The 20506-nt window shown below is 73.6% G+C and carries 18 protein-coding genes; 8 read left to right on the forward strand and 10 right to left on the reverse strand.

Annotated elements, in window-relative coordinates; genetic code table 11:
- Positions 1–104: 104 nt before the first annotated feature.
- Positions 105–683: a hypothetical protein gene (locus tag ACIRVF_RS32865; RefSeq protein WP_402826052.1), complete on the reverse strand. Its 579-nt coding sequence runs from the start codon at positions 681–683 to the stop codon at positions 105–107.
- Positions 684–1060: 377 nt separating this feature from the next.
- On the opposite strand from ACIRVF_RS32865, the gene ACIRVF_RS32870 reads away from it, so the two are divergent.
- Positions 1061–2566 (forward strand): glutamate--cysteine ligase, encoded by a 1506-nt coding sequence (locus tag ACIRVF_RS32870; RefSeq protein ID WP_402826054.1) that lies wholly within the window; start codon positions 1061–1063, stop codon positions 2564–2566.
- Between the two features lie 80 nt (positions 2567–2646).
- Positions 2647–3435, forward strand: a complete 789-nt coding sequence (locus ACIRVF_RS32875) for a CPBP family intramembrane glutamic endopeptidase (RefSeq protein WP_402826057.1) — start codon at positions 2647–2649, stop codon at positions 3433–3435.
- On the opposite strand, the gene ACIRVF_RS32880 is transcribed toward ACIRVF_RS32875, so the two are convergent.
- The 6 genes from ACIRVF_RS32880 to ACIRVF_RS32905 all read right to left on the reverse strand — a co-directional run bounded on the left by ACIRVF_RS32880 (position 3413) and on the right by ACIRVF_RS32905 (position 9072).
- Complete coding sequence (locus ACIRVF_RS32880) at positions 3413–3949, reverse strand: HAD domain-containing protein (RefSeq protein WP_402826060.1); 537 nt, start codon at positions 3947–3949, stop codon at positions 3413–3415. The genes ACIRVF_RS32875 and ACIRVF_RS32880 overlap by 23 nt on opposite strands.
- A 100-nt stretch (positions 3950–4049) precedes the next feature.
- Positions 4050–5324 carry an MFS transporter gene (locus ACIRVF_RS32885; protein WP_402826063.1) on the reverse strand — a complete coding sequence of 425 codons (1275 nt, stop codon included), beginning with the start codon at positions 5322–5324 and terminating at the stop codon, positions 4050–4052.
- Positions 5325–5394: 70 nt separating this feature from the next.
- Complete coding sequence (locus ACIRVF_RS32890) at positions 5395–6096, reverse strand: dienelactone hydrolase family protein (RefSeq protein WP_402826066.1); 702 nt, start codon at positions 6094–6096, stop codon at positions 5395–5397.
- Positions 6097–6150: 54 nt separating this feature from the next.
- A complete protein-coding gene (locus ACIRVF_RS32895) occupies positions 6151–7563 on the reverse strand; it encodes a sugar porter family MFS transporter (protein ID WP_402826069.1) in 1413 nt (470 codons plus the stop codon).
- 116 nt (positions 7564–7679) lie between these two features.
- The gene (locus ACIRVF_RS32900; protein ID WP_402826072.1) at positions 7680–8384 is read right to left on the reverse strand and encodes an FMN-binding negative transcriptional regulator; all 705 of its coding nucleotides are present in this window, start codon (positions 8382–8384) and stop codon (positions 7680–7682) included.
- A gap of 13 nt (positions 8385–8397) precedes the next feature.
- Positions 8398–9072 (reverse strand): pyridoxamine 5'-phosphate oxidase family protein, encoded by a 675-nt coding sequence (locus tag ACIRVF_RS32905; protein ID WP_402826074.1) that lies wholly within the window; start codon positions 9070–9072, stop codon positions 8398–8400.
- A gap of 34 nt (positions 9073–9106) precedes the next feature.
- Between ACIRVF_RS32905 and ACIRVF_RS32910 the strand changes: the two genes are divergently transcribed.
- Both ACIRVF_RS32910 and ACIRVF_RS32915 read left to right on the forward strand, forming a co-directional pair.
- Positions 9107–10441, forward strand: a complete 1335-nt coding sequence (locus tag ACIRVF_RS32910) for an aminotransferase class I/II-fold pyridoxal phosphate-dependent enzyme (protein WP_402826077.1) — start codon at positions 9107–9109, stop codon at positions 10439–10441.
- Between the two features lie 211 nt (positions 10442–10652).
- The gene (locus ACIRVF_RS32915) at positions 10653–11855 is read left to right on the forward strand and encodes a GDSL-type esterase/lipase family protein (protein ID WP_402826080.1); all 1203 of its coding nucleotides are present in this window, start codon (positions 10653–10655) and stop codon (positions 11853–11855) included.
- Between the two features lie 74 nt (positions 11856–11929).
- On the opposite strand, the gene ACIRVF_RS32920 is transcribed toward ACIRVF_RS32915, so the two are convergent.
- Positions 11930–13288, reverse strand: a complete 1359-nt coding sequence (locus ACIRVF_RS32920) for an NAD(P)/FAD-dependent oxidoreductase (RefSeq protein WP_402826083.1) — start codon at positions 13286–13288, stop codon at positions 11930–11932.
- A 214-nt stretch (positions 13289–13502) separates the two neighbouring features.
- On the opposite strand from ACIRVF_RS32920, the gene ACIRVF_RS32925 reads away from it, so the two are divergent.
- The 3 genes from ACIRVF_RS32925 (at position 13503) to ACIRVF_RS32935 (ending at position 15292) form a co-directional block, all read left to right on the forward strand.
- Positions 13503–14258: a HipA family kinase gene (locus ACIRVF_RS32925; protein ID WP_402826086.1), complete on the forward strand. Its 756-nt coding sequence runs from the start codon at positions 13503–13505 to the stop codon at positions 14256–14258.
- Positions 14255–14683: a DUF3037 domain-containing protein gene (locus ACIRVF_RS32930; RefSeq protein ID WP_402826089.1), complete on the forward strand. Its 429-nt coding sequence runs from the start codon at positions 14255–14257 to the stop codon at positions 14681–14683. The genes ACIRVF_RS32925 and ACIRVF_RS32930 overlap by 4 nt, the downstream gene beginning before the upstream one ends.
- A gap of 150 nt (positions 14684–14833) precedes the next feature.
- The gene (locus tag ACIRVF_RS32935) at positions 14834–15292 is read left to right on the forward strand and encodes a MarR family winged helix-turn-helix transcriptional regulator (RefSeq protein WP_030288381.1); all 459 of its coding nucleotides are present in this window, start codon (positions 14834–14836) and stop codon (positions 15290–15292) included.
- A gap of 23 nt (positions 15293–15315) precedes the next feature.
- Here ACIRVF_RS32935 and ACIRVF_RS32940 read toward each other — a convergent pair whose 3' ends face one another.
- The gene (locus ACIRVF_RS32940) at positions 15316–17469 is read right to left on the reverse strand and encodes a HelD family protein (protein WP_402826093.1); all 2154 of its coding nucleotides are present in this window, start codon (positions 17467–17469) and stop codon (positions 15316–15318) included.
- 109 nt (positions 17470–17578) lie between these two features.
- Between ACIRVF_RS32940 and purB the strand changes: the two genes are divergently transcribed.
- Positions 17579–19018: an adenylosuccinate lyase gene (purB, locus tag ACIRVF_RS32945; protein ID WP_402826096.1), complete on the forward strand. Its 1440-nt coding sequence runs from the start codon at positions 17579–17581 to the stop codon at positions 19016–19018.
- 26 nt (positions 19019–19044) lie between these two features.
- Here the strand turns inward: purB and ACIRVF_RS32950 are convergent, their stop codons facing one another.
- Complete coding sequence (locus ACIRVF_RS32950; protein ID WP_402826322.1) at positions 19045–20499, reverse strand: MFS transporter; 1455 nt, start codon at positions 20497–20499, stop codon at positions 19045–19047.
- Between the last annotated feature and the right edge of the window lie 7 nt (positions 20500–20506).

The following is a 20506-nucleotide window of genomic DNA, read 5'->3' on the forward strand; positions in this document are numbered from 1 at the left end:
TAGCCGTTCGGGTGACGCCGCCCCGGGGGCGTCGGAGCACACGGCGAAGGGCCGCCGGGCGGCGCGGCCCGGCGGCCGGTGTGGAGCTCCGGCTCCCGGTCGGGTCAGGAGGAGCCGAGCAACAGCGGCGGCGGTCCGGCGAGCGGGGCGCGGACGAGCAGCGGTAGCAGCTCGGCGGCCGGGTAGGCGCGGTGCGCGGTGACGCCGAGCGGGGCCGGGGCCAGCGGGATCAGCAGGTCGGCGGACGGGCCGGCGTCGGGACTGTGCAGCCAGAGCGCCGTGGCGTACTGGCCCGGGAAGGTGAGCAGTCGGGGCTGGCAGCGGGAGCGGGAGCCCTGGGCGAGTTGCCAGGCCTCGCGCAGCGCCCGGACGGTGGACGAAAGGTACGGGCCGGCGGTGAAGTGGGAGAAGGTGTGGCCCTCCGGGCTCTGCACCACCTCGGCGGCGGCGGCCACCTCGGGGCCGTCCTTGATCAGGAAGCGCCAGCCGGTCCGGCGGGCGGCGGGCAGTTCCGGGTGGGGGCCTTCCAGGACGTGCACCGCGAGCGGGTGCGCGGGGAGCAGTGGACCGGTCGGGTGACGGAGCGCTGCGGCGGCGGGCTGGCGCAGCGCGGTCTCCGAGTCGAGCGCGCCAAGGACCGCGCGCAGGGCACTCGGCGGGGGCTGGGGGGTCTGCAGGGTCATGGCGGGGTCCGCCTCTCCAAGCGAGATCGGCGTGCGAGTGCGGCATACCGGCGCGGCGCGGTGCGTCTTCGCTGACGGGGGCCGGCCTTGTCCGGTTGTGCAGGATCGCGGCGCCGGCGCGGTCGCCGCCCTCGACGGGAGCGTCGGGGCGGGAAACGGACCTGCCGGAGCGCAGTGCGAACTCAGCGAACTCATCGAACAAATGCGCAGGGTGATCTGTTTATCACAGGCGGTGGCGCCGGGCAAGTCTGCAGATGGCCTGAATTCCCGTCAGATGCCTTGCATTGCAAGCCAGTACAAGCATTCGGGTATCGATCTTCGAGGTGGGCATGATGCTGGCACGGTCGACCGGCCGGGTGTCTCAGGAGGAGGGGACCGTGGGCGAGAAGGTCGTGGCGACTCGGGCGGATCTGGCGGACCGGCAGCAGTACCGGCTCAAGCTCCAGGCCTGTCTGGACGCGCTCGGGCGGATGCTGCGCGAGGACCGCTTCGACCGGCCGCGGGCGGTGATGGGCCTGGAGATCGAGCTCAACCTGGCCGACGACCAGGGCCTGCCGGTGATGCGCAACGCCCAGGTGCTGAGCGCGATCGGTTCCAGCGACTTCCAGACCGAGCTGGGCCAGTTCAACATCGAGGTCAACATCGTGCCGCACCGGCTGTGCGGGCACGTCTTCGAGGAGCTGCGCGAGGAGATCGACACCGGGCTGCGCTACGCCGACCGGCAGGCGGCCGAGGCCGGCGCCCGGATCGTCATGGTGGGCATCCTGCCGACCCTGGAGAACGACCACACCGGGCTCGACGCGATGAGCCACAACCAGCGGTACAGCCTGCTCAGCGACCAGATACTGGCCGCCCGGGGGGAGGACATCGCCCTGGACATCGAGGGCGTCGAACACCTCCAGCTGGAGTCCATCACCATGGTGGCGGAGGCCGCCGCGACCTCGTTGCAGCTGCACCTCCAGGTGACGCCGGAGCGGTTCTCCTCGGTGTGGAACGCCGCCCAGGCGATCTGCGGGCCGCAGCTCGCGCTCGGGGCCAACTCCCCGTTCCTGTTCGGGCGGGAGCTGTGGCGGGAGACCCGTCCGGTGCTCTTCCAGCAGGCCTGTGACACCCGTTCGGCGGAACTCAAGGCCCAGGGCGTGCGCCCGATCACCTGGTTCGGCGAGCGCTGGGTGGACTCGGCGTACGACCTGTTCGAGGAGAACCTGCGCTACTTCCCGGCGCTGCTGCCGATCTGCGACGACGAGGACCCGCTGAAGGTGCTGACCTCCGGCGGCGCGCCCAGGCTCGCCGAGATGCGGCTGCACAACGGCACCATCTACCGCTGGAACCGCCCGGTGTACGACGTCGCCGGCGGCGTCGCCCACCTGCGGGTGGAGAACCGGGCGCTGCCGGCCGGGCCGACGGTGGCCGACACCCTGGCCAACGCCGCCTTCTACTACGGGCTGGTGCGGGTGCTCGCCGAGCAGCCCCGGCCGGTCTGGACGCGGCTGCCGTTCGAGCGGGCGGACGAGAACTTCCGGCAGGGCGCCCGGTACGGCATCGACGCGGTGTTCCAGTGGCCGCGCCCCGGCCGGGCGGGCCGCGGCGGCGGGCTGCAGACGGTGTCGGCGGTCGACCTGGTCCTCAACGAACTGCTGCCGATGGCCTACCAGGGACTGGACGCGTGGGGCGTGGAGCCCGCCGACCGGGACCGCTACCTGGGGATCATCGAGCAGCGCTGTCTGCGCCGCACCAACGGCGCCGCCTGGCAGAGCGCCACCTTCCACCGGCTCCGGGAGCAGTACGGGATGGACCGCCCGGCCGCGCTCGCCGCGATGACCAGGCGCTACGCCGAGCACATGCGCGGTGGTGAGCCGGTGCACACCTGGCCGGTCGGCTGACGGCTCGGCCCGCTGTGTCAGGATGATCGCTCCGGTCGTCGGCCGACCGCCGGAGCGATCGTCCGTTCGATGGAGCGCCCGTGACAACCAGCCCGACCGTGCCGGAGACCGCGGAGCCCACCCGACGGCTGCTCGGCACGGAACTGCTGATCGTCCTCGGCCTGTCACTCGGGGCCAGCGGGATCAGCGCGCTGATCAGCTTCGCGGGCTCCCTCACCGAACCGCTCCAGCTCGGCCAGCAGGTCGCCACGCTGAACGGCTCGCGCGCCCCCGGACGGCCCTGGCTGGACCTGGTGTGGCAGCTGTACTACATCGGGCGCGGGCTGATGCCGGTGGTGCTGGTCGGCTACCTGCTGGTGCGTGAGGGCGCCTCGCTGCGGGTGCTGGGCTTCGACCTGCGGGAGAAGCTGCGCGACCTCGGCCGGGGCGCGGGCGTCGCGGCGGCGATCGGCGGCTCCGGGCTGGCCCTGTACCTGGCCTCGCAGGCGGCCGGGTACAACCTGACGGTGGCGCCCTCGGGGCTGCCGGACGTGTGGTGGCGGGTGCCGGTGCTGGTGCTGTCGGCCTGGCAGAACGCGATCCTCGAAGAGGTCGTCGTCCTCGGCTACCTGCTGCGCCGGCTGGGGCAGCGGGGGTGGTCCTGGCCGGCCGTGGTGGCGGCCAGCTCGGTGCTGCGCGGCTCGTACCACCTGTACCAGGGGGTCGGCGGGCTGGTCGGCAACATGGTGATGGGGGCGGTGTTCTGCCTGCTGTACCGGCGCTGGGGCCGGGTGATGCCGCTGGTGGCCGCGCACGCGCTGATCGACACGGTGGCCTTCGTCGGGTACGCGCTGCTGGCCGGGCACGTCAGCTGGCTGCCGACCCCCTGACCTGCGACCCCGACAGCGGGAGGGTGCGCGGCGGGCGGGCCAGCAGGCGCTCGACGTGCCGGCGCTCCAGGCCCTGGCCGGGGTCGATCGGCAGCAGCAGCCGGTCCCGGCGCCAGAGCGAGCGGTGGACCAGCCGGGAGGGTATGACGTCGTCCACCCAGGCGAAGGGCCGGCCCCCGGCGTAGCGCAGCAGCGGGGCCCACTTGGCGGCGGAGAACAGCTCCATCAGCGGGACGCGCGGGTCGCCGGGCTGGGGGACGTACCCGCTGAAGCGGACGAAGGGGAGCGGGTCCAGGCCGATCGCCGGGGCGATGTGGGTGTTGGCGTGCTCCTCCCAGGTGGTGGCCCAGACCAGTTCGTACGTCCCGGCGAGTTCGCGTAGCCAGGCGCCGTGCTCGGAAGCGAGCAGGACGGTGTAGCCGGCCAGGGTGTGGGAGTCGAACCCGGCGTCAGGATGCGGACAGACCGGGTTGAGCACCCCGTCGACGTCCAGGAACAGCAGTGGCTTAGGCACCGGCGGGCCCCCCAGGTGGATGGTGTCTCCTACCTGGTCGGACGAACCACGCGCACCGGTGGTTGCTCGCCGACGGGCGCACGCGGGGCGCACAGGGCGCTCACGGCGCGGAGGCGGGCTCGACGGCGGACACCGGTGCGTCCGGGGTGCTTCGCCGCGGGCCGCGGCGGGTGAGCCGGCGGACCTGGGGGTCGACCAGGACGACGGCGCTGAGCACCAGGCACAGCGCGGCGCAGGCCCAGAGCGCGCCGGACAGGCCGAGCACGACCGCCGCCGGACCGGCCAGCGCGGTGCCGACCGGCGCCAGGGAGTAGGAGCCGAGTTCGTCGTAGGCGGCGACCCGGGAGAACATCTCCTCCGGTATCTCCTGCTGGAGCGCGACCATCCAGTTGACGGCGAAGACGGTGACGCCGACCCCGGAGAGGAACATCGCGGCGATGAGCAGCGGCAGCGGGGCTTCGAGGGCCAGCGCGAGGGCGGGGACGCCGAACAGGAACACGCCCCAGTTGCCGACCAGCAGGATCCGGCGGGGGCGCCAGCGCGCCATCAGCAGACCGGTGACCACCAGCCCGACCCCGTAGGCGGACATCGCCAGGCCCCAGGCGCCCGCGCCGCCGAGCCGCTGGTCGGCCACGGTCGGTCCGTACACCGACTCGACCGCGTTGACGCAGGCGACCAGGACGGCGAACTGGGCCACGACCACCCAGAGCCAGCGGCGGGAGGAGAACTCCCGCCAGCCCTCGCGCAGGTCGCGCAGCATGGTGCCGCCGGAGGGGGCGGGGGCGCTCTCGGGTTCCAGGAAGAAGCGCAGGGCGGCCGCGACCAGGAAGCACAGGGCGTCCAGGGCGAGCACCCAGCCGGGCCCGAAGGCGGTGGTCAGCCCGCCACCGAGGGCGGCGCCGCCGATCTGGGAGGCGTTCTGACCCATCCGGAAGACCGAGAAGGCCCGGTTGGCGTGCTCCTGGGGGACGGCCTGCATGATCATGCCCCCGGCGGCCGGGGCGTAGAGGGCGTACCCGGCGCCGCCCGCGGCGGAGAGGACCAGCAGCTGCCACAGCTGGACGCTCCCGGCCAGGACCAGCACGGCCAGGACGGCCTGGGCGGCGGCGCTGAAGAGGTTCGCGGCGACCATGATGCGGTGGCGCGGCAGCCGGTCGGCGAGGGTGCCGCCGAGCACCAGGAGCAGGACGGTGGGCAGCAGCCGGGCGGCGGTGACGTAGCCGACCTCGGCGGTGGTGCCGCCGTTGCCGAGGACGGCGAAGGCGGTGGCGATGGGGGCTCCGGCGTTGCCGAGGCCGCTGACCACGGTGGCGGCGGTCTGGATGCGGAAGTTGCGGCTCGCCCAGGCGAGAGGGCGGGGGTGTGGGGTCGGCACCCCAGTGACTATCGCCGGAGTTCGTACAGGTGTCATCTGGATTTCGGGCCGGATCCGGCCGGGCGGGGCGTCAGCCCAGGTGGCCCCGGAGGAAGGTGACGGTGCGCTGCCACGCGATCCGGGCCTGGAGCGGGTCGTAGGTGCCGAGCAGGTTCTCGTCGTTCATGAAGGCGTGCCCGGCCGGGTAGAAGTGGATCTCCGGGCGGACGTCGGTGGCCTCGCCGATCCGGATCGCGGCCTCGTCCACGGCGGCCATCGGGTTGGAGTGGTCGAGCTCGCCGAAGTGGCCGAGGACGTGGGCGGTCAGGCCGCGGTAGTCGAAGTCCGGGTCGGGCGGGAGGCCGTAGAAGGGGACCACGGCGGCGACCCGGTCACCGGCCCGGGCGGCCAGGACCAGGGCGAAGCCGCCGCCCATGCAGAAGCCGACCGCGCCGACCGCGTCGCCGACCACGCCGTCCAGCGAGAGCAGGAAGTCGACCGCGCCGGAGAGGTCCTCGACGGCCTGCTCGACCGGGAGTTCGCGCTTGAGCCGGGCAGCCTCGGTGCGGTCGTGGGTGGTGGCGCCGCCGAACAGGTCGGGGGCCAGGACGGTGAAGCCCTCGGCGGCGAAGCGATCGGCCATGTCCGCGATGTGCGAGGTGAGCCCCCACCACTCCTGCACCACCACCAGGCTGGGCCCGGCCCCCTGCGGCGGGCGGGCCAGGTAACCGTGCGCGGTGCGGCCGTTGCTCGGGAAGCTGACGTTCTGCCGGGAGCCGCCCTGGTCAGGCATGGCTTCCTCTCGGTGGGTCGGGCCGCGTGCGGCGGGGTGTGCGGGAGCGGTCGCTCAGCCCATCTCCTCCAGGGCGCGGCCCTTGGTCTCCCTGATGCAGAAGGCCACGAACGGGATGGAGAGCAGTGCGAAGGCCGCGTAGATGATGTACGTGGCGGAGAGGTTCCAGTCCGCGAGGTTCGGGAAGCTGACCGTGATGGCCCAGTTGGCGATCCACTGGGCGGAGGCGGCGACCGACAGGGCCAGCGCGCGGATCCGGTTGGGGAACATCTCGCCGAGCAGCACCCAGACCACCACGCCCCAGGAGAAGGCGAAGCAGAGCACGAACACGTGCGCGGCGATCAGGGCGGCGAGGGCGTGGGTGTTGTCCAGGGTGGCGGTGTCGCCGGTGCCACTGCGGTAGGAGAAGGCCCAGGCGGCGGTGCCCAGCGCGAGCGCCATGCCGGCGGAACCCGCCAGGGCCAGCGGCTTGCGCCCGATCCGGTCCACCAGGACCATCGCGATCACCGTGCCGATCACGTTGATGATCGAGGTGGAGAGGCTGATCAGCAGCGAGTTGGACTCGTTGATGCCGACCGACTGCCACAGGAAGGAGGAGTAGTAGAAGATCACGTTGATGCCGACGAACTGCTGGAACACCGAGGCGCCGATGCCGACCCAGACGATCGGCAGCAGGCCGAAGCGGCCGCCGAGCAGGTCCTTGAGCCGGGGCTTGTGGGTGGACGCCAGCACCGCGCGGATCTCCGCCACCCGGGTGTCCAGGTCGACGTCCTCGCCCTCGACCTCGACCAGCACCTTGCGGGCCTGCGCCTCGCGGTGGTCGGCGATCAGGTAGCGCGGCGACTCCGGGATGGCCAGCGCCATCAGGCCGTACACCAGGGCCGGGATGGTCTCGACGCCGAGCATCCACTGCCAGGCCTGGATGCCGGCGAGGTGGCCGGTGGACTCGCCGCCGGCGGCCTGGTTGAGCGCCCAGTTGGCGAGCTGGGAGATGGTGATGCCGAGTACGATCGCCATCTGCTGGAAGGACGCGAGGCGGCCGCGGTAGGCGGTGGGGGCGACCTCGGCGATGTAGGTGGGCGCGATCACCGAGGCGATGCCGATCGCGATGCCGCCGACCACGCGCCAGGCGGCGAGCGCCTCGATGTTCGGCGGGAACATCGAGCCGATGCCGCTGGCCGCGAACAGCACGGCGGCCAGCAGCATGGTGCGGACCCGGCCGAAGTGGTCCGCGAGCCGGCCGGCGCACACCGCGCCCACGGCCGAGCCCAGCAGGGCGATGGCCACCACGAAGGCGGTGGTGCCGTTGCCCACCGCGAAGTGCCGCTGGATGCCGGTGACCGCGCCGTTGATCACGGCGCTGTCGTAACCGAACAGGAAGCCGCCCATCGCGGCGGCCGCCGAGATGAAGATGACGTGCCCGAGGTGGGCCTCGCCGGCCGTCCGTTGACTGTGGCCTGTGGACACGCGCGCTCCCCGAGGTGGACGGGCCCGTTCTTGACGACTGGGCAGGACTCGTCTCACATTCGAGCAGCGCGGTGGCCGGCCCGCCCGCCCTGTGGGCCCGATCGGGTGAAAGAGGGTCAGTCGGCGGCGTGTGGGCTGGACGCGCGTCGAGCACGGGCCGCTCCCGAGGCGTCCGCTGCCCCGGCGCCGCGCCGCCGGTGGCGTCGCAACAGCTGGGTGCGGGCGGCGGCGTCCTGGTCGCGGCGACCGGACGGATCCCCGGCGCGCTCGGCGAGCCGGTCGGCGATCGCGTACTGCGTCTCGGCCGGCTTCTTGTCGTCGTACTTGAACTTGGCGCGCACCTCGCGGACCGTCAGGCGCAGCCCGCGCAGGCCCGGCAGCAGCCGGCCGAACTCGCTCGCGCCGGGGACCACCCGGACGTCCGGGGTCTCCGGCTGGAAGTGCGCCAGCTGGCGGTTGAGGATCTCGGCCTTGCCCTCGGCGGACTCGACCACCTCGGCGGTGCAGTGGAAGTGGACGGAGGCGTAGTAACTGGTGGGCGTGCCGGGCTCACCGCGCCAGTGCCCGGGGGCGAAGGCGTAGCCGTCGGTGACCGCGAGGGTGACGTTCGGGTCGGCCCGGACGGCGGCGAGCAGCGGGTTGGGCGAGGCGAGGTGGAGCAGGATCTCGCCGCGCCCGGCGTCCAGCAGGAAGTGCGTCGGGACGAGCACCGGGCCCTCGTCGGGGCCGCCGTTGGCGGCGAGCAGGCCGAAGTCGCGGCCCTCGGCCAGCCAGGCGCGCCACTCGTCCTCGTCCCCGCGGTCCCAGGACCTGATCAGCATCGGTCGGCCTTCCTCAGCGGGGGAAGCGGCGCATGTGCGCGGGCAGCGGGATGTTGCGGTCGTACGGCTCGGGGGTGCCGTGCACGGTGGTGACCGGGACGATGCCGGACCAGTGCGGCAGGTCGGCGTCGTCCGGGTCGTCGTCGGCGCCGTCCGAGCGGGTCTTGGCCGAGACCTCGTCCAGCTCCAGGCGGATCACCGCGGTGGCGGCGAGCTCCTTGGGGTTGGCCGGGCGGATCTCGCCGGAGCGCCCGGGGACGACCTGGTCGACCAGGGCGGCCAGCGCGACGTCCAGCTCCTCGGGGTCGGTGACCTGGTAGGCGGTGCCGTGGGCGACCACCGAGCGGAAGTTCACCGAGTGGTTGAAGGCGGACTTGGTCAGCACCAGGGCGTCGACGTGGGTGACGGTGACGCAGACCTGCATGCCCTGCTCGTCGGAGGCGCCGCGCATCGGGCGGCTGCCGGTGGAGCCGTGGAGGTAGAGCCGGCTGCCGACCCGGGCGAAGACCGTCGGCAGGACGACAGGGGCACCGTCGGCGACGAAGCCGAGGTGGCAGACGTAGGCCTCGTCGAGGATGGCGTGGATCGCCTCCTTCTCCCAGGTGGCACGGTCCTTGTACCGGGTGGGGGTGGTGCGCGGCGTCCGGGAGTAGCTGGTGTCCCCGTTGTTCGTCGGCGTGGTCGACATGACAACCTCTATGTACTAGTGCATAATCTGGTTTGTGCTAGGAGACTATCCGCTGAAAGGGCGACGCGCCAGCGAAATCGCTGCCCACATCGAACAGGGCGTGAGCAGCGGGCAGCTCGCACCCGGGACCGCGCTGCCCCCGCTGCGCGAACTCGCCGCCGAACTCGGGGTCAACCCCAACACCGTGGCCGCCGCCTACCGGCTGCTGCGCGACCGCGGCGTGATCGAGACGGCCGGCCGCAAGGGCAGCCGGATCCTCCCCAGGCCCGCGCTCACCCCCCGTGACCAGATCCGCGTCCCCGTCCCCGCCCGGGCCCGCGACCTGTCCACCGGCAACCCCGACCCAGCCCTGCTGCCCGACCTCGGCCCGGCGCTCACGGCCGCCGCCGAGGCCCTGCGGGCCGAGCCCGTGCTGTACGGGCACGCGCGCATCGACGCCGGGCTGCTCGACCTCGCCCGCACCTCCTTCGAGGCCGACGGGTTGCACGGCCCGATCGCCGTCGCCTCCGGCGCGCTGGACACCATCGAGCGCGCCCTCGGGGCCTGGCTGCGCCCCGGCGACGCGGTGGCGGTCGAGGACCCGGGCTGGGGCAGTCTGCTCGACCTGCTGCCCGCCATGGGACTTCGGCCGGTGTCGGTCCGGCTGGACGACGAGGGTCCGCTGCCGGACTCGCTCGCCGCGGCGCTGTCCGAGGGGGCCCGCGCGGTGGTGGTGACCAGCCGGGCGCAGAACCCGACCGGTGCGGCGCTCACCGCCGGCCGGGCCGCGGCGCTGCGGGCCGTCCTGGCCGGGTACCCCGGTGTGCTGCTGATCGAGGACGACCACGGGCACGGCATGGTCGACCAGCCGTACCACCCGCTGGTCGGCGCCGGGACGCGGCACTGGGCGGTGGTGCGTTCGGCCGCCAAGGCGTACGGGCCGGACCTGCGGGTCTCGGTGATGGTCGGCGACGAGGAGACGGTCGGGCGGGTGGCCGGGCGGCTGCGGCTGGGCGCGGGCTGGGTCAGCCACCTGCTGCAGCGCACCGTCGCCGAACTGTGGCGCGCCGACGCGGCGCCCGCCGCGCGTGTGGCCGCCGCCTACCGGGTCCGCCGGGACGCCCTGCTGGGCGAGTTGGCGGCGCGCGGCATCGAGGCGCACGGGGAGAGCGGGCTGAACGTCTGGGTGCCGGTGCCGGACGAGACCTCGGCACTGGCGGCGCTGGTGCAGCGCGGGTGGGTGGCGGCGCCCGGGGCGCGGTACCGGATCCAGTCGCCGCCTGGGCTGCGGTTCACCACGGCGCGGCTGGAGGCGGCGGAGGCCCGGCGGCTGGCGGCGGACCTGGCGGAGGTCCTGGGGTCGGGCGGGGGAGCCTCCCGGCTGGTGTGAGCCGGGGGCGGCTCGCGGCGGGGGCCGGGCGGATCGGGGGCGGGGCTCGGTCCGAACCCGTCGGTAACAAATGCGGAAAGCCGACGCAGACGGCTAGCGGTGGCGGGCCTGGCCATGTCATCTTCCTTGCGCCACCGGCCGGCGGCTCACCCTCACGTATGCGTCTTCCCGTCCCCACTCCGCGGGGAGACCGAGCCGCAGGAGTTCCGCCGTGCCCGAAAACAGTTCGAGCATCACCCGCAGTGCCCCGCGACTCCGCCGCCGGCTGCTCGCCGCGGCCCTCGCCCTGCCGCTGACCGTGGCCGGGCCGTCCGTCGCCGCGTCCGCTTCGGCGACCCCGGCCGTCGCCTCGGCCGTGCCGTCCGGTCCCACGGCGAGCGTCTCGCTCGGCGACAGCTACATCTCCGGCGAGGCCGGACGATGGATGGGCAACGCCGCCGGCACCGACAGCGGCCACAACGGCACCGACCGGGCCTGGAACGGCAGTTCGGCCGACCCTTCGGTGGTCTACGGCCCCACGGCGGCCAGCGGCTGCGACCGCTCCGACGTCGCCGAGGTGCTCGGCGCGTCGACCGTCGCCCAGAAGACGATCGACCTGGCCTGCTCCGGGGCCGTCACCGCGAACGTCTTCCGCGCCGCCGACGGGGGCCAGTCGCTCAAGGGCGAGGCCCCGCAGGCCGACCAACTGGCCACCGTGGCACGGCAGAACAACGTCAAGCTGATCACCCTGTCGATCGGCGGCAACGACCTCGGCTTCTCCGGGATCATCTCGAACTGCGTGCAGGACTACCTGATCTGGTACTCCTACTGCCACGACTCCGCACAGTCCCAGATCGACTCCGGGATGCCGACGGCGATGGCCGGGGTCGGCAAGGCGATCGACGAGATCCGCGCGGTGATGTCCGACGCCGGCTACGCGCAGTCGGACTACCGGCTGGTCCTGCAGTCGTACCCGTCACCGATTCCGCGCAGCGCCGAGATGCGCTACCCCGAGAGCGGCTGGAGCCGCTCCGACACCGGCGGCTGCCCGTTCTGGAACGCGGACGCCGACTGGGCGCGCGACTCGATGGTGCCGCAGATCTCCAAGGCGCTGGCCGGGGTCGCGGCCTCGAAGGGCGCACAGTTCCTGGACCTCTCCGACATGCTGCAGGGCCGCGAGGTGTGCTCCACGGCCACCCGGCAGCCGAGCGCCGGCTCCGGCCCGTCCGCGACCACCAGCGAGTGGGCGCGCTTCCTGGACGGCGGGTTCAACAGCACCCAGGGGGTGCTGCAGGAGTCGATGCACCCCAACTACTACGGGCAGTTGGCGCTCGGGCGCTGCCTGACCCTGCTGTGGGGGCGGAGCAGCGGTGACTACGCCTGTCGTAACACGGCGGGACAGGACGCGAGCGGGATGTACCTGGCGGCGCGCTGACGGCTGCGCACGCCCGAGGCGCCCCGCCGCGGTGGTTCCTCACCGTGGCGGGGCGCCGAAGTGTCCTGCTCCGCTCAGCCCTTGGCCAGCAGGGACTGGGCGTGGGCGCGCACCTGGTCCCGGCTCAGGTAGGCGTCGGTGTACTCGAAGTCCTGGAGCCGGGCGGGCTGGCGGGCGAGGAAGCCGATGCGGACGAAGTCGTCCCCGGCGGTCGCGTTCATCAGCCAGTTCGCCCCCACCCGGAGCTTGGCCACATTGGTGCGCATGGCCATCAGGTGGTAGCCGCGGGCCACCAACTGGGCGGGAACCCCGCGCAGTTCGACGCCGATCGGTTTGGAGACGGCGTCCTTGCCGCCGAGGTCCACCACCAGGCCCAGGTCCTTGTGGTAGTACGGCTCCAGGGGCTGGTTGCGGAGCGAGGCGATCACGTTGTCGGCCACCGCGCGGCCCTGGCGGGCCGAGTGCTGGGCGGTGGGCGGGCAGACCGCGCCGTCCCCCTTGGCGAGGTCCGGGACGGCCGCCGCGTCACCGAGCGCGAACACGCCCTCGAACTGCGGCACCCGCATCTCCGCCGTCACGGCGAGCCGGCCGCGGACCGTCTCCGCGTCCAGGGTGCCGATCAGCGGGCTCGCGGCCACGCCGGCGGTCCAGATCAGGGTGCGGCAGGGGAGAACCCGGCCGTCGGTGAACTTGACCGTCTCGGCGCCGACTTCGGCCACCGAGACGCCCAGCGACACCTCGATGCCGCGCTCCCGCAGCACCTCCAGGGCGGCGGTGCCCAGCGCGTCGCCGAGCTCGGGCATCAGCTTGGGGGCGATGTCGATCAGGTGCCACTTGATCTGGCGGGCGTCCAGCCGCGGGTAGCGGCGGGCGGCGGCGGTGGTGAGGCGCTGGAGACAGGCGGCCGTCTCGGTGCCGGCGTAGCCGCCGCCGACCACCACGAACTGCAGCCTGGACTCGCGCTCGCGCTGGTCCAGGGTGGCCGAGGCGAGGTCGAGTTGGGCGATCACGTGGTCGCGGACGTACGCCGCCTCGGCGAGCGTCTTCATACCGCGGGCGTAGTCGGTGAGGCCGGGGATGTCGAAGGTCCGGGTGACGCTGCCCGGGGCGAGCACCAGGACGTCGTACTTCTGGGCGACCACTTCGTCGGTGACCTTGCGGACCACACACACCCTGGAGACCGGATCCACGCCGATGGCGCCGCCGGGGACGATGTGGGTGCGGCGCAGGCTCCGGCGCAGGGACACGGCCACGGACTGCGGGGTGAGGACGCCGGCGGCGACGTGGGGGAGGAGGGGGAGATAGAGCTGGTAGCTGAACGGAGTGACCAGCGTGATCTCGGCCTCCGACGGCGAGAGCTTGCGTTCGAGGCGGCGGGCGCACTCCAGGCCTGCGAAGCCGCCGCCCACGATCAGGATCCGAGGTCGTTCCATCGCTCATCCCTTGTCATGCGGGTCGTACCGGAAGGTCCCCATTACTGTCCGCCACACTCGCACGGAGCAGCGGGGGCTGCCACCGGGGCGGGGCGGACGGGGTGAGAGGGAGCGGTGGGGCACAAGGGGATGGAGTGGCGGGTGGTGTCTGCGGGGCCGGGGCGGGCGGGGTGACGGCGCGGAAGAAGGGGCAGGCACCGATAAGCTGTCCGGCGTGCTCCCCGAGGTGACGGCGGTCCGCTACGTGACGCCACTGCGAGAAGGCGGCTCGATGCCGGGCCTGGTCGAGGCCGACGACCGGCGGCTGTACGCGCTGAAATGGGTCGGCGCGGCGCAGGGCCGGAAGGCGCTGGTCGCGGAGGTGCTGGCCGGGGAGTTGGGGCGGCGGCTCGGTCTCCCGGTGCCGGAGCTGGTGACGATCGACCTGGACCCGGTGCTCGCGCGCAGTGAGCCGGACCACCAGATCCAGGACCAGATGCGGGCCAGCGGCGGGACCAACCTCGGGATGGCCTTCGTCAGCGGCGCGCTCAACTTCGACCCGCTGTGCTTCGAGGTGGACCCCGAACTGGCCGGGCAGGTGCTCTGGTTCGACGCGTTGATCGGCAACGTCGACCGCTCCTGGCGCAACCCCAACCTGCTGGTGGCGACCGGCGGGCTGCGGCTGATCGACCACGGCGCGAGCCTGATCTTCCACCACAACTGGGCTGGTGCGGCCGGCTGGGTGCGGCGCCCGTACGACGCTTCCGACCATGCGCTGCTGCGGGCCCGGCCGGACCTGGCGGCGGCGGACAAGGCGCTCGCGCCGCTCGCGGAGGCGGCGGTGGAGGCGGCCGTGGCGGAGATCCCCGAGGTGTGGCTGGTGGACGAGTTCGGCTTCGAGTCGCCCGAGGACGTGCGCGCCGCGTACCGCGCCCAACTGATCGAGCGACTGGCCGGTCCGCGTGACTGGCTGCCGGAGGTGCCCGTATGAACCAGCCGCTGCCGGGTGGGCCGTCGGCCGGGCTGCCGGCCGCCGTCGAACTGCACGACTACGAGTACGCGGTGATCCGGGCGGTGCCGCGGATCGAGCGGGGCGAGTGCGTCAACGTCGGGGTGCTGCTGTACTGCCGGCAGAGCGCGCATCTGGCCGCGCGCACCCATCTGGACCAGGCCCGGCTGCTCGCGCTGGACCCGGTGGCGGACGTGCAGGGGGTGCGCCGGGCGCTGCAGGGGATCGAGGCGGTCTGCCAGGGCGGGCCGCAGGCCGGTCCGGCGGCCTCGGACAGCCCCGGGCAGCGGTTCCGCTGGCTCACCGCGCCGCGCAGCGCGATGGTCCAGCCGGGGCCGGTGCACACCGGACTGACCGCGGACGCGGACGCCGAGCTGCGGCGGCTGTTCGACCAGCTGGTGCTCTGACCGTTCCCGGGTGCGCTGGGGGCCGTGCGGCGGATGTGCTCCGAGCCGTGCGGCGGATGTGCGCCCAACGGTGGAAGTGTGAGGTGGCTCGCGGACGGTTGCCGTGGTCAAAGCTTGAGTTACTGAAGCACTCGGTCGTACGCTGGCCCCATGGGTTCGACCTCGACGACGACCGTACCGACCAACGCCGAGCTGATGGAGGCGTTGGCCGCCGTCGGCGCCGCGTACTTCCAGGACTTCGCGGCGGCCGCGGCCCGGCACGGGCTGTCCTCCTCGCAGGCCAAGGCGCTGGGCGCGGTGCAGGAGCCGGTGCCGATGCGGGCGCTGGCCGGGCGGCTGGGCTGCGACGCGTCGAACGTGACCGGGATCGTGGACCGGCTGGAGTCGCTCGGTCTGGCCAACCGGGAGGCGGCCGCCGGTGACCGCCGGGTGAAGATCGTGGTGATCACGGCCGAGGGCCGGGACATCCTGAGCCGGATCCGCAGCGAGATGGCCCGCACCCACCAGGCCTTCGAGGCGATGACCGACGAGCAGCGGGTCGCCCTGCACTCGATCTGCGGGCAGGTCCTGCCGGTGCTGGCCGGCCGCACGGGCGGCGCGCAGCAGTAGCGGGCCGCCCGTCCCGGGGGTGCTCAGAGCACCCCGGCGAGTTCCGGTGGCAGCGGCCGGTGGTGCAGCAGGGTGAGCGTGCGGGTGGCGCGGGTGAGCGCGACGTACAGGTCCCGCGGGGCCAGCGCGGCCGGCTCGACCACCACGACGTTGTCGAACTCCAGGCCCTTGGCCGCCGCGACCGTCAGCGCGCCCAGCGCCGGGGCCGTACCGTCCGCTGCGATGACGCCCAAGGTGCCGACAGCTGTGGGGAGTTCGGCCAAAGCCGTGGCGAAGTCGCCGTTCGGCACGGGCACGGTGCGCGGCCGTCCGGTGCCCGGGCGGACGGACTCGGGCGGCTGCCGGCCGGGGGCCGCGGTGCGCAGCACGGCGGCGGCGAGGGCCATGATCGGTTCCGGCGTCCGGTAGTTCACGGTGAGCCGTTCCTCGCGCCAGCGGCCGGGCAGGTGCGGGTCCAGCATCTGGGCCCAACTGCGGGCGCCGGCGGGTGATCCGGTCTGGGCGAGGTCGCCGACGACGGTGAGCGAGTTGGTCGGGACGCGGCGCAGGACGGCGCGCCAGGCCATCGCGGAGAGCTCCTGCGCCTCGTCCACCACGACGTGACCGTACGCCCAGGTGCGGTCGGCGCCGGCGCGTTCGGCGGTAGAGCGGTACGGGCCGTCGTCGCGGAACCGTCCGGCCAGGGCGGCGGCGTCCAGCAGGACGTCGTCGGTCTGCCCGGTGATGGTCAACACGCCTTGGGCGAAGGCGAGTTCCTTCGGGTCCTCGGGCTCGCTCCGGTCCGCCGGGCGGAGCTCGCCGAGGAGTTCGGCGGCCTCGTCCAGCAGTGGGACGTCCTCGACCGTCCAGGGCGAGCCGGGCGGGCGGAGCAGGGCGGCGGCGTGCTCGGGGGCGACCTGGGCGAGCAACTCCCCGTCGGTGAGCAGCCGTTCGAGGAGCCGCTGCGGGGTGAGGGCGGGCCAGAGCGGATCGAGTGCGGCGCGGACGTCCTCCCGGGCCCACAGCTCGCGCGGGGCGTAGTGCGTCTCCTCCTCGTCGTACGGGCGGCCGAGGGAGAGTGCCTGGGCGATGGCCAGGGCGTCCAGCAGGGTGCGCAGGTAGTGGGCGCGGGCCCGGTTGTGCGGTGCCCGCAGGCCGCGGGCGGCGTCGAGGGCCTGGCCGCAGGCACGGGCGGAGACGCGCAGTCCGTCGCCCAGGTCGAGGCCCTCGGCGGGCGCCGACTGGTGGGCGGCGACGGCCCGTCGGAGCACCTCGGTCATCCACGGGCCGCCCTTGGCGACGGCGGTGGCGGGCGCGTCGGTGCGGCTCGTGGTGACGTCGGGGAACAGTTCGCCGACGGTGCGCAGCACCACCTCGGTCTCGCCGAGGGCGGGCAGCACCTCCTCGATGTAGCGCAGGAAGCCCGTGGTGGGGCCGATGACCAGCACGCCGCGGCGCTCCAGGGCGGCCCGGTGGGTGAACAGCAGGTAGGCGGCGCGGTGCAGGGCGGCGAGGGTCTTGCCCGTCCCGGGGCCGCCCTGGACGACCAGTGCGCCGGGCAGCGGGGAGCGGATCACCCGGTCCTGCTCGGCCTGGATGGTGGCGACGGCGGTGCCCATCCGGCCGGTGCGCTCGCGGGCGAGGGCGGCGAGCAGAGCGGCCTCGCCGACCAGGGTGCGGCGGCCCGACTCGTCCAGCCCGGCGAGGTCGAGCGCCTCGTCGTCCAGGCCGGTGAGGGTGCGGCCCTCGGTGTGCAGGTGGCGGCGGCGCAGCACGGCGCCCGGGCGGGCGGGGGTCGCGGTGTAGAAGGGGTGGGCGGCGGGGGCGCGCCAGTCGAGCAGCAGGGGTTCGTGGGCCTCGTCGGTCAGGCCGGTGCGCCCGATGTAGTGGACGGTGCCGTCGCGTTCGTCGAGGCGGCCGAAGCAGAGGCCGCGTTCCACCGCGTCGAGCCGGGCGGCGTGGCGGGCGGCCTCGTGGGCGCGGACCTCGCGCTCCAGCCGGGCCTGGTGGGTGCCGCCGGCGGATGCGCCGCCGTGGGCGCGGGCGGTGGTGCGGTGGGCCCGTTCGCGGGCGGCGTCCAGGTGGGTGTAGAGCCGGTCGAGGTGGGCCTGTTCGGCGCGCAGGGCCTCGGCGAGCGCCGGGTCCGCGGAGTGGGCGGGCCGGGCCGGTTCGGTGGGTTCCGCTGGAGTTCCGTTCATCGGTGTGGTACCCTTGCGGTGAGGAGTTTGTAGAGTTCATTCCGACGGGTGTCGAACCGCCCCAGCGTAGCCCATCCGCCGACGTTCGGCGTGACCTCGGCTGTTAGGCTTGCGAAGCGTGAGCGCGAAGCCCCAGATCCCCAATGTCCTGGCCTCCCGGTACGCCTCGGCGACCCTGGCCCAGCTGTGGTCCCCCGAGCACAAGGTGGTCCTTGAGCGCCACCTGTGGCTCGCCGTCCTGAAGGCCCAGCAGGACCTCGGTGTCGAGGTGCCCGCGAACGCCGTCGCCGACTACGAGCGGGTGATCGACCAGGTCGACCTCGGCTCGATCGCCGCCCGTGAGCGGGTCACCCGCCACGACGTGAAGGCCCGGATCGAGGAGTTCAGCGACCTCGCCGGCCACGAGCAGATCCACAAGGGGATGACCTCCCGGGATCTGACCGAGAACGTCGAGCAGCTGCAGATCCGCCAGTCCCTGGAGCACGTCCGGGACCGTACCGTCGCCGTCCTGGTGCGTCTGGCCGACCTGGCCGCCCAGCACTCCGAGCTGGTCATGGCCGGCCGCTCGCACAACGTGGCCGCGCAGGCCACCACCCTGGGCAAGCGCTTCGCGTCGATCGCCGACGAGCTGCTGGTCGCCTTCCGCCGCCTGGAGGAGCTGATCGCCCGCTACCCGCTGCGCGGGATCAAGGGCCCGGTCGGCACCGCCCAGGACATGCTGGACCTGCTCGGCGGCGACACCGACAAGCTGGCCGAGCTGGAGCGCCGGGTCGCCGCGCACCTCGGCTTCGACAACGTGCTGACCAGCGTGGGCCAGGTCTACCCCCGCTCGCTGGACTTCGAGGTGCTGACCGCCCTCGTCCAGCTGGCCGCCGCGCCGTCCAGCCTGGCCAAGACCATCCGTCTGATGGCCGGCCACGAGCTGGTGACGGAGGGCTTCAAGGAGGGCCAGGTCGGCTCCTCCGCGATGCCGCACAAGATGAACACCCGCTCCTGCGAGCGCGTCAACGGCCTGGCCGTCATCCTTCGCGGCTACGCCTCGATGACCGGCGAGCTGGCCGGCGACCAGTGGAACGAGGGCGACGTCTCCTGCTCGGTGGTGCGCCGGGTCGCGCTGCCGGACGCCTTCTTCGCCTTCGACGGCCTGCTGGAGACCTTCCTGACCGTCCTGGACGAGTTCGGCGCCTTCCCGGCCGTGGTCGAGGCCGAGCTGGACCGCTACCTGCCGTTCCTGGCCACCACCAAGGTGCTGATGGGCGCGGTGCGCGCGGGCGTCGGCCGGGAGACCGCCCACGAGGTCATCAAGGAGCACGCCGTCGCCTCCGCACTGGCGATGCGCGCGGGCGCCCGGGAGAACGAGCTCCTGGACCGCCTGGCCGCCGACGAGCGCATCCCGCTGGACCGGGCCGCGCTGGACGCGCTGCTGGCCGACAAGCTGTCCTTCACCGGGGCGGCCGGGGCGCAGGTCGCCGAGGTCGTCCGCCAGGTGGAGGCCGTCGCGGCGGCCTACCCCGAGGCGGCCAAGTACGCTCCCGCCGACATCCTCTGACGGCATGTCAGCTGTCTGACGGAGCCTCAGTTCTCCGACGAGGGCCCTGCCGCCGTTCCGGTGGCGGGGCCCTCGGGCGTCCGGGAGTGACCGGGGTCGAACGGCGGGGTGGTGGTGGAGCACGGCCAGTCGCAGCTCGGCTCGGCCACCGGCTGCTCCGCGGGCGCGAGCACGTTGCCCCGGACGGTGACGGAGGCGATCAGCCCGCCGCCGACCAGCAGGCCCGCGCAGATCAGCATCGCGGTGTGGAAGGCGGAGTCCACCGCGGAGGGCACCCGGTAGGCGTCGCCGCTCAGCCCGGCCATCGCCGGGAGGGCTGCCACCGCGAGCAGGCCGGCCGCCCGGGCGGCGGCGTTGTTGACGCCGCTGGCGATGCCCGCGTGCCGCACGTCGACGGCGGCCAGCACGGTGGCGGTCAGCGGTGCGACCAGCAGGGTCATCCCGGAGCCCATCACCGCGACCGCGGGCAGCACGTCCGCCCAGTAGGAGGAGCCGGGACCGATGCGCAGCATGAGCAGCACCCCGGCGGCGCAGAGCATCGGGCCGACGGTGAGCGGGATGCGCGGGCCGATGCGCTTGCCGAGGCGCCCGGCGCGCGCGGACAGGGTGAGCATCAGCAGTGTGATGGGCACCAGGGCGAAGCCGGAGACCAGCGGCGAGAAGCCGGAGACGATCTGCAACTGCACCACCAGGAGGAAGAAGACGCCGCTGAACGCCGCGTAGACGCACAGGGTGACCAGGTTCACGGCGGTGAACAGCCGGGAGGAGAACAGCCCGAGCGGCAGCATCGGATCGGGCGCCCGCCGCTCGACGGCCACGAACGCGGCGGCGAGCAGCAGGCCGAGCGCGCCGCTGACCCAGACGCCGGGGGACAGTCCCTCCCCGGCGGCGGTGAGCGCGTAGGTGATCGCGCCGAGGGCGAGCGCGGCGAGCAGGGCGCCGGGCACGTCGAAGCGGCCGGTGGCGGACTCGTCCCGGCTCTCCGGCACGTACCGGGAGGTGACGGCGATCACCGCGGCGGCCAGCGGCAGGTTCAGCAGGAAGATCCAGCGCCAGCCGGGCCCGTCCACCAGCCAGCCGCCGAGGAAGGGGCCGATGGCGGCCGACACCCCGCCCAGGCCGGACCACAGGCCCACCGCGGCCGAGCGGTCGTCAGGGTGGAAGACGGCCTGGAGCATGGCGAGCGAGCCCGGGGTGAGCAGTGCGCCGCCGATGCCCTGGACGGCGCGGGCGGCGATCAGCACGTGGATGGTCGGGGCGGCGGCGCACGCCGCGGAGGCGGCCGCGAACCAGACCACGCCGATCAGGAAGACCTTGCGCCGCCCGTAGCGGTCGCCGAGGGCGCCGCCGAGCAGGATCAGGCCGGCCAGGGTGAGCAGATAGGCGTTCAGGGTCCATTGCAGGGAGGCGAGGGAGGCGCCGAGGTCGGTGCCGATCCGGGGCAGGGCGACGTTCACCACGGTGCCGTCGAGCATCGCCATGCTGGAG

Source organism: Kitasatospora sp. NPDC101157, from assembly GCF_044768255.1.
Classification (GTDB): domain Bacteria; phylum Actinomycetota; class Actinomycetes; order Streptomycetales; family Streptomycetaceae; genus Kitasatospora.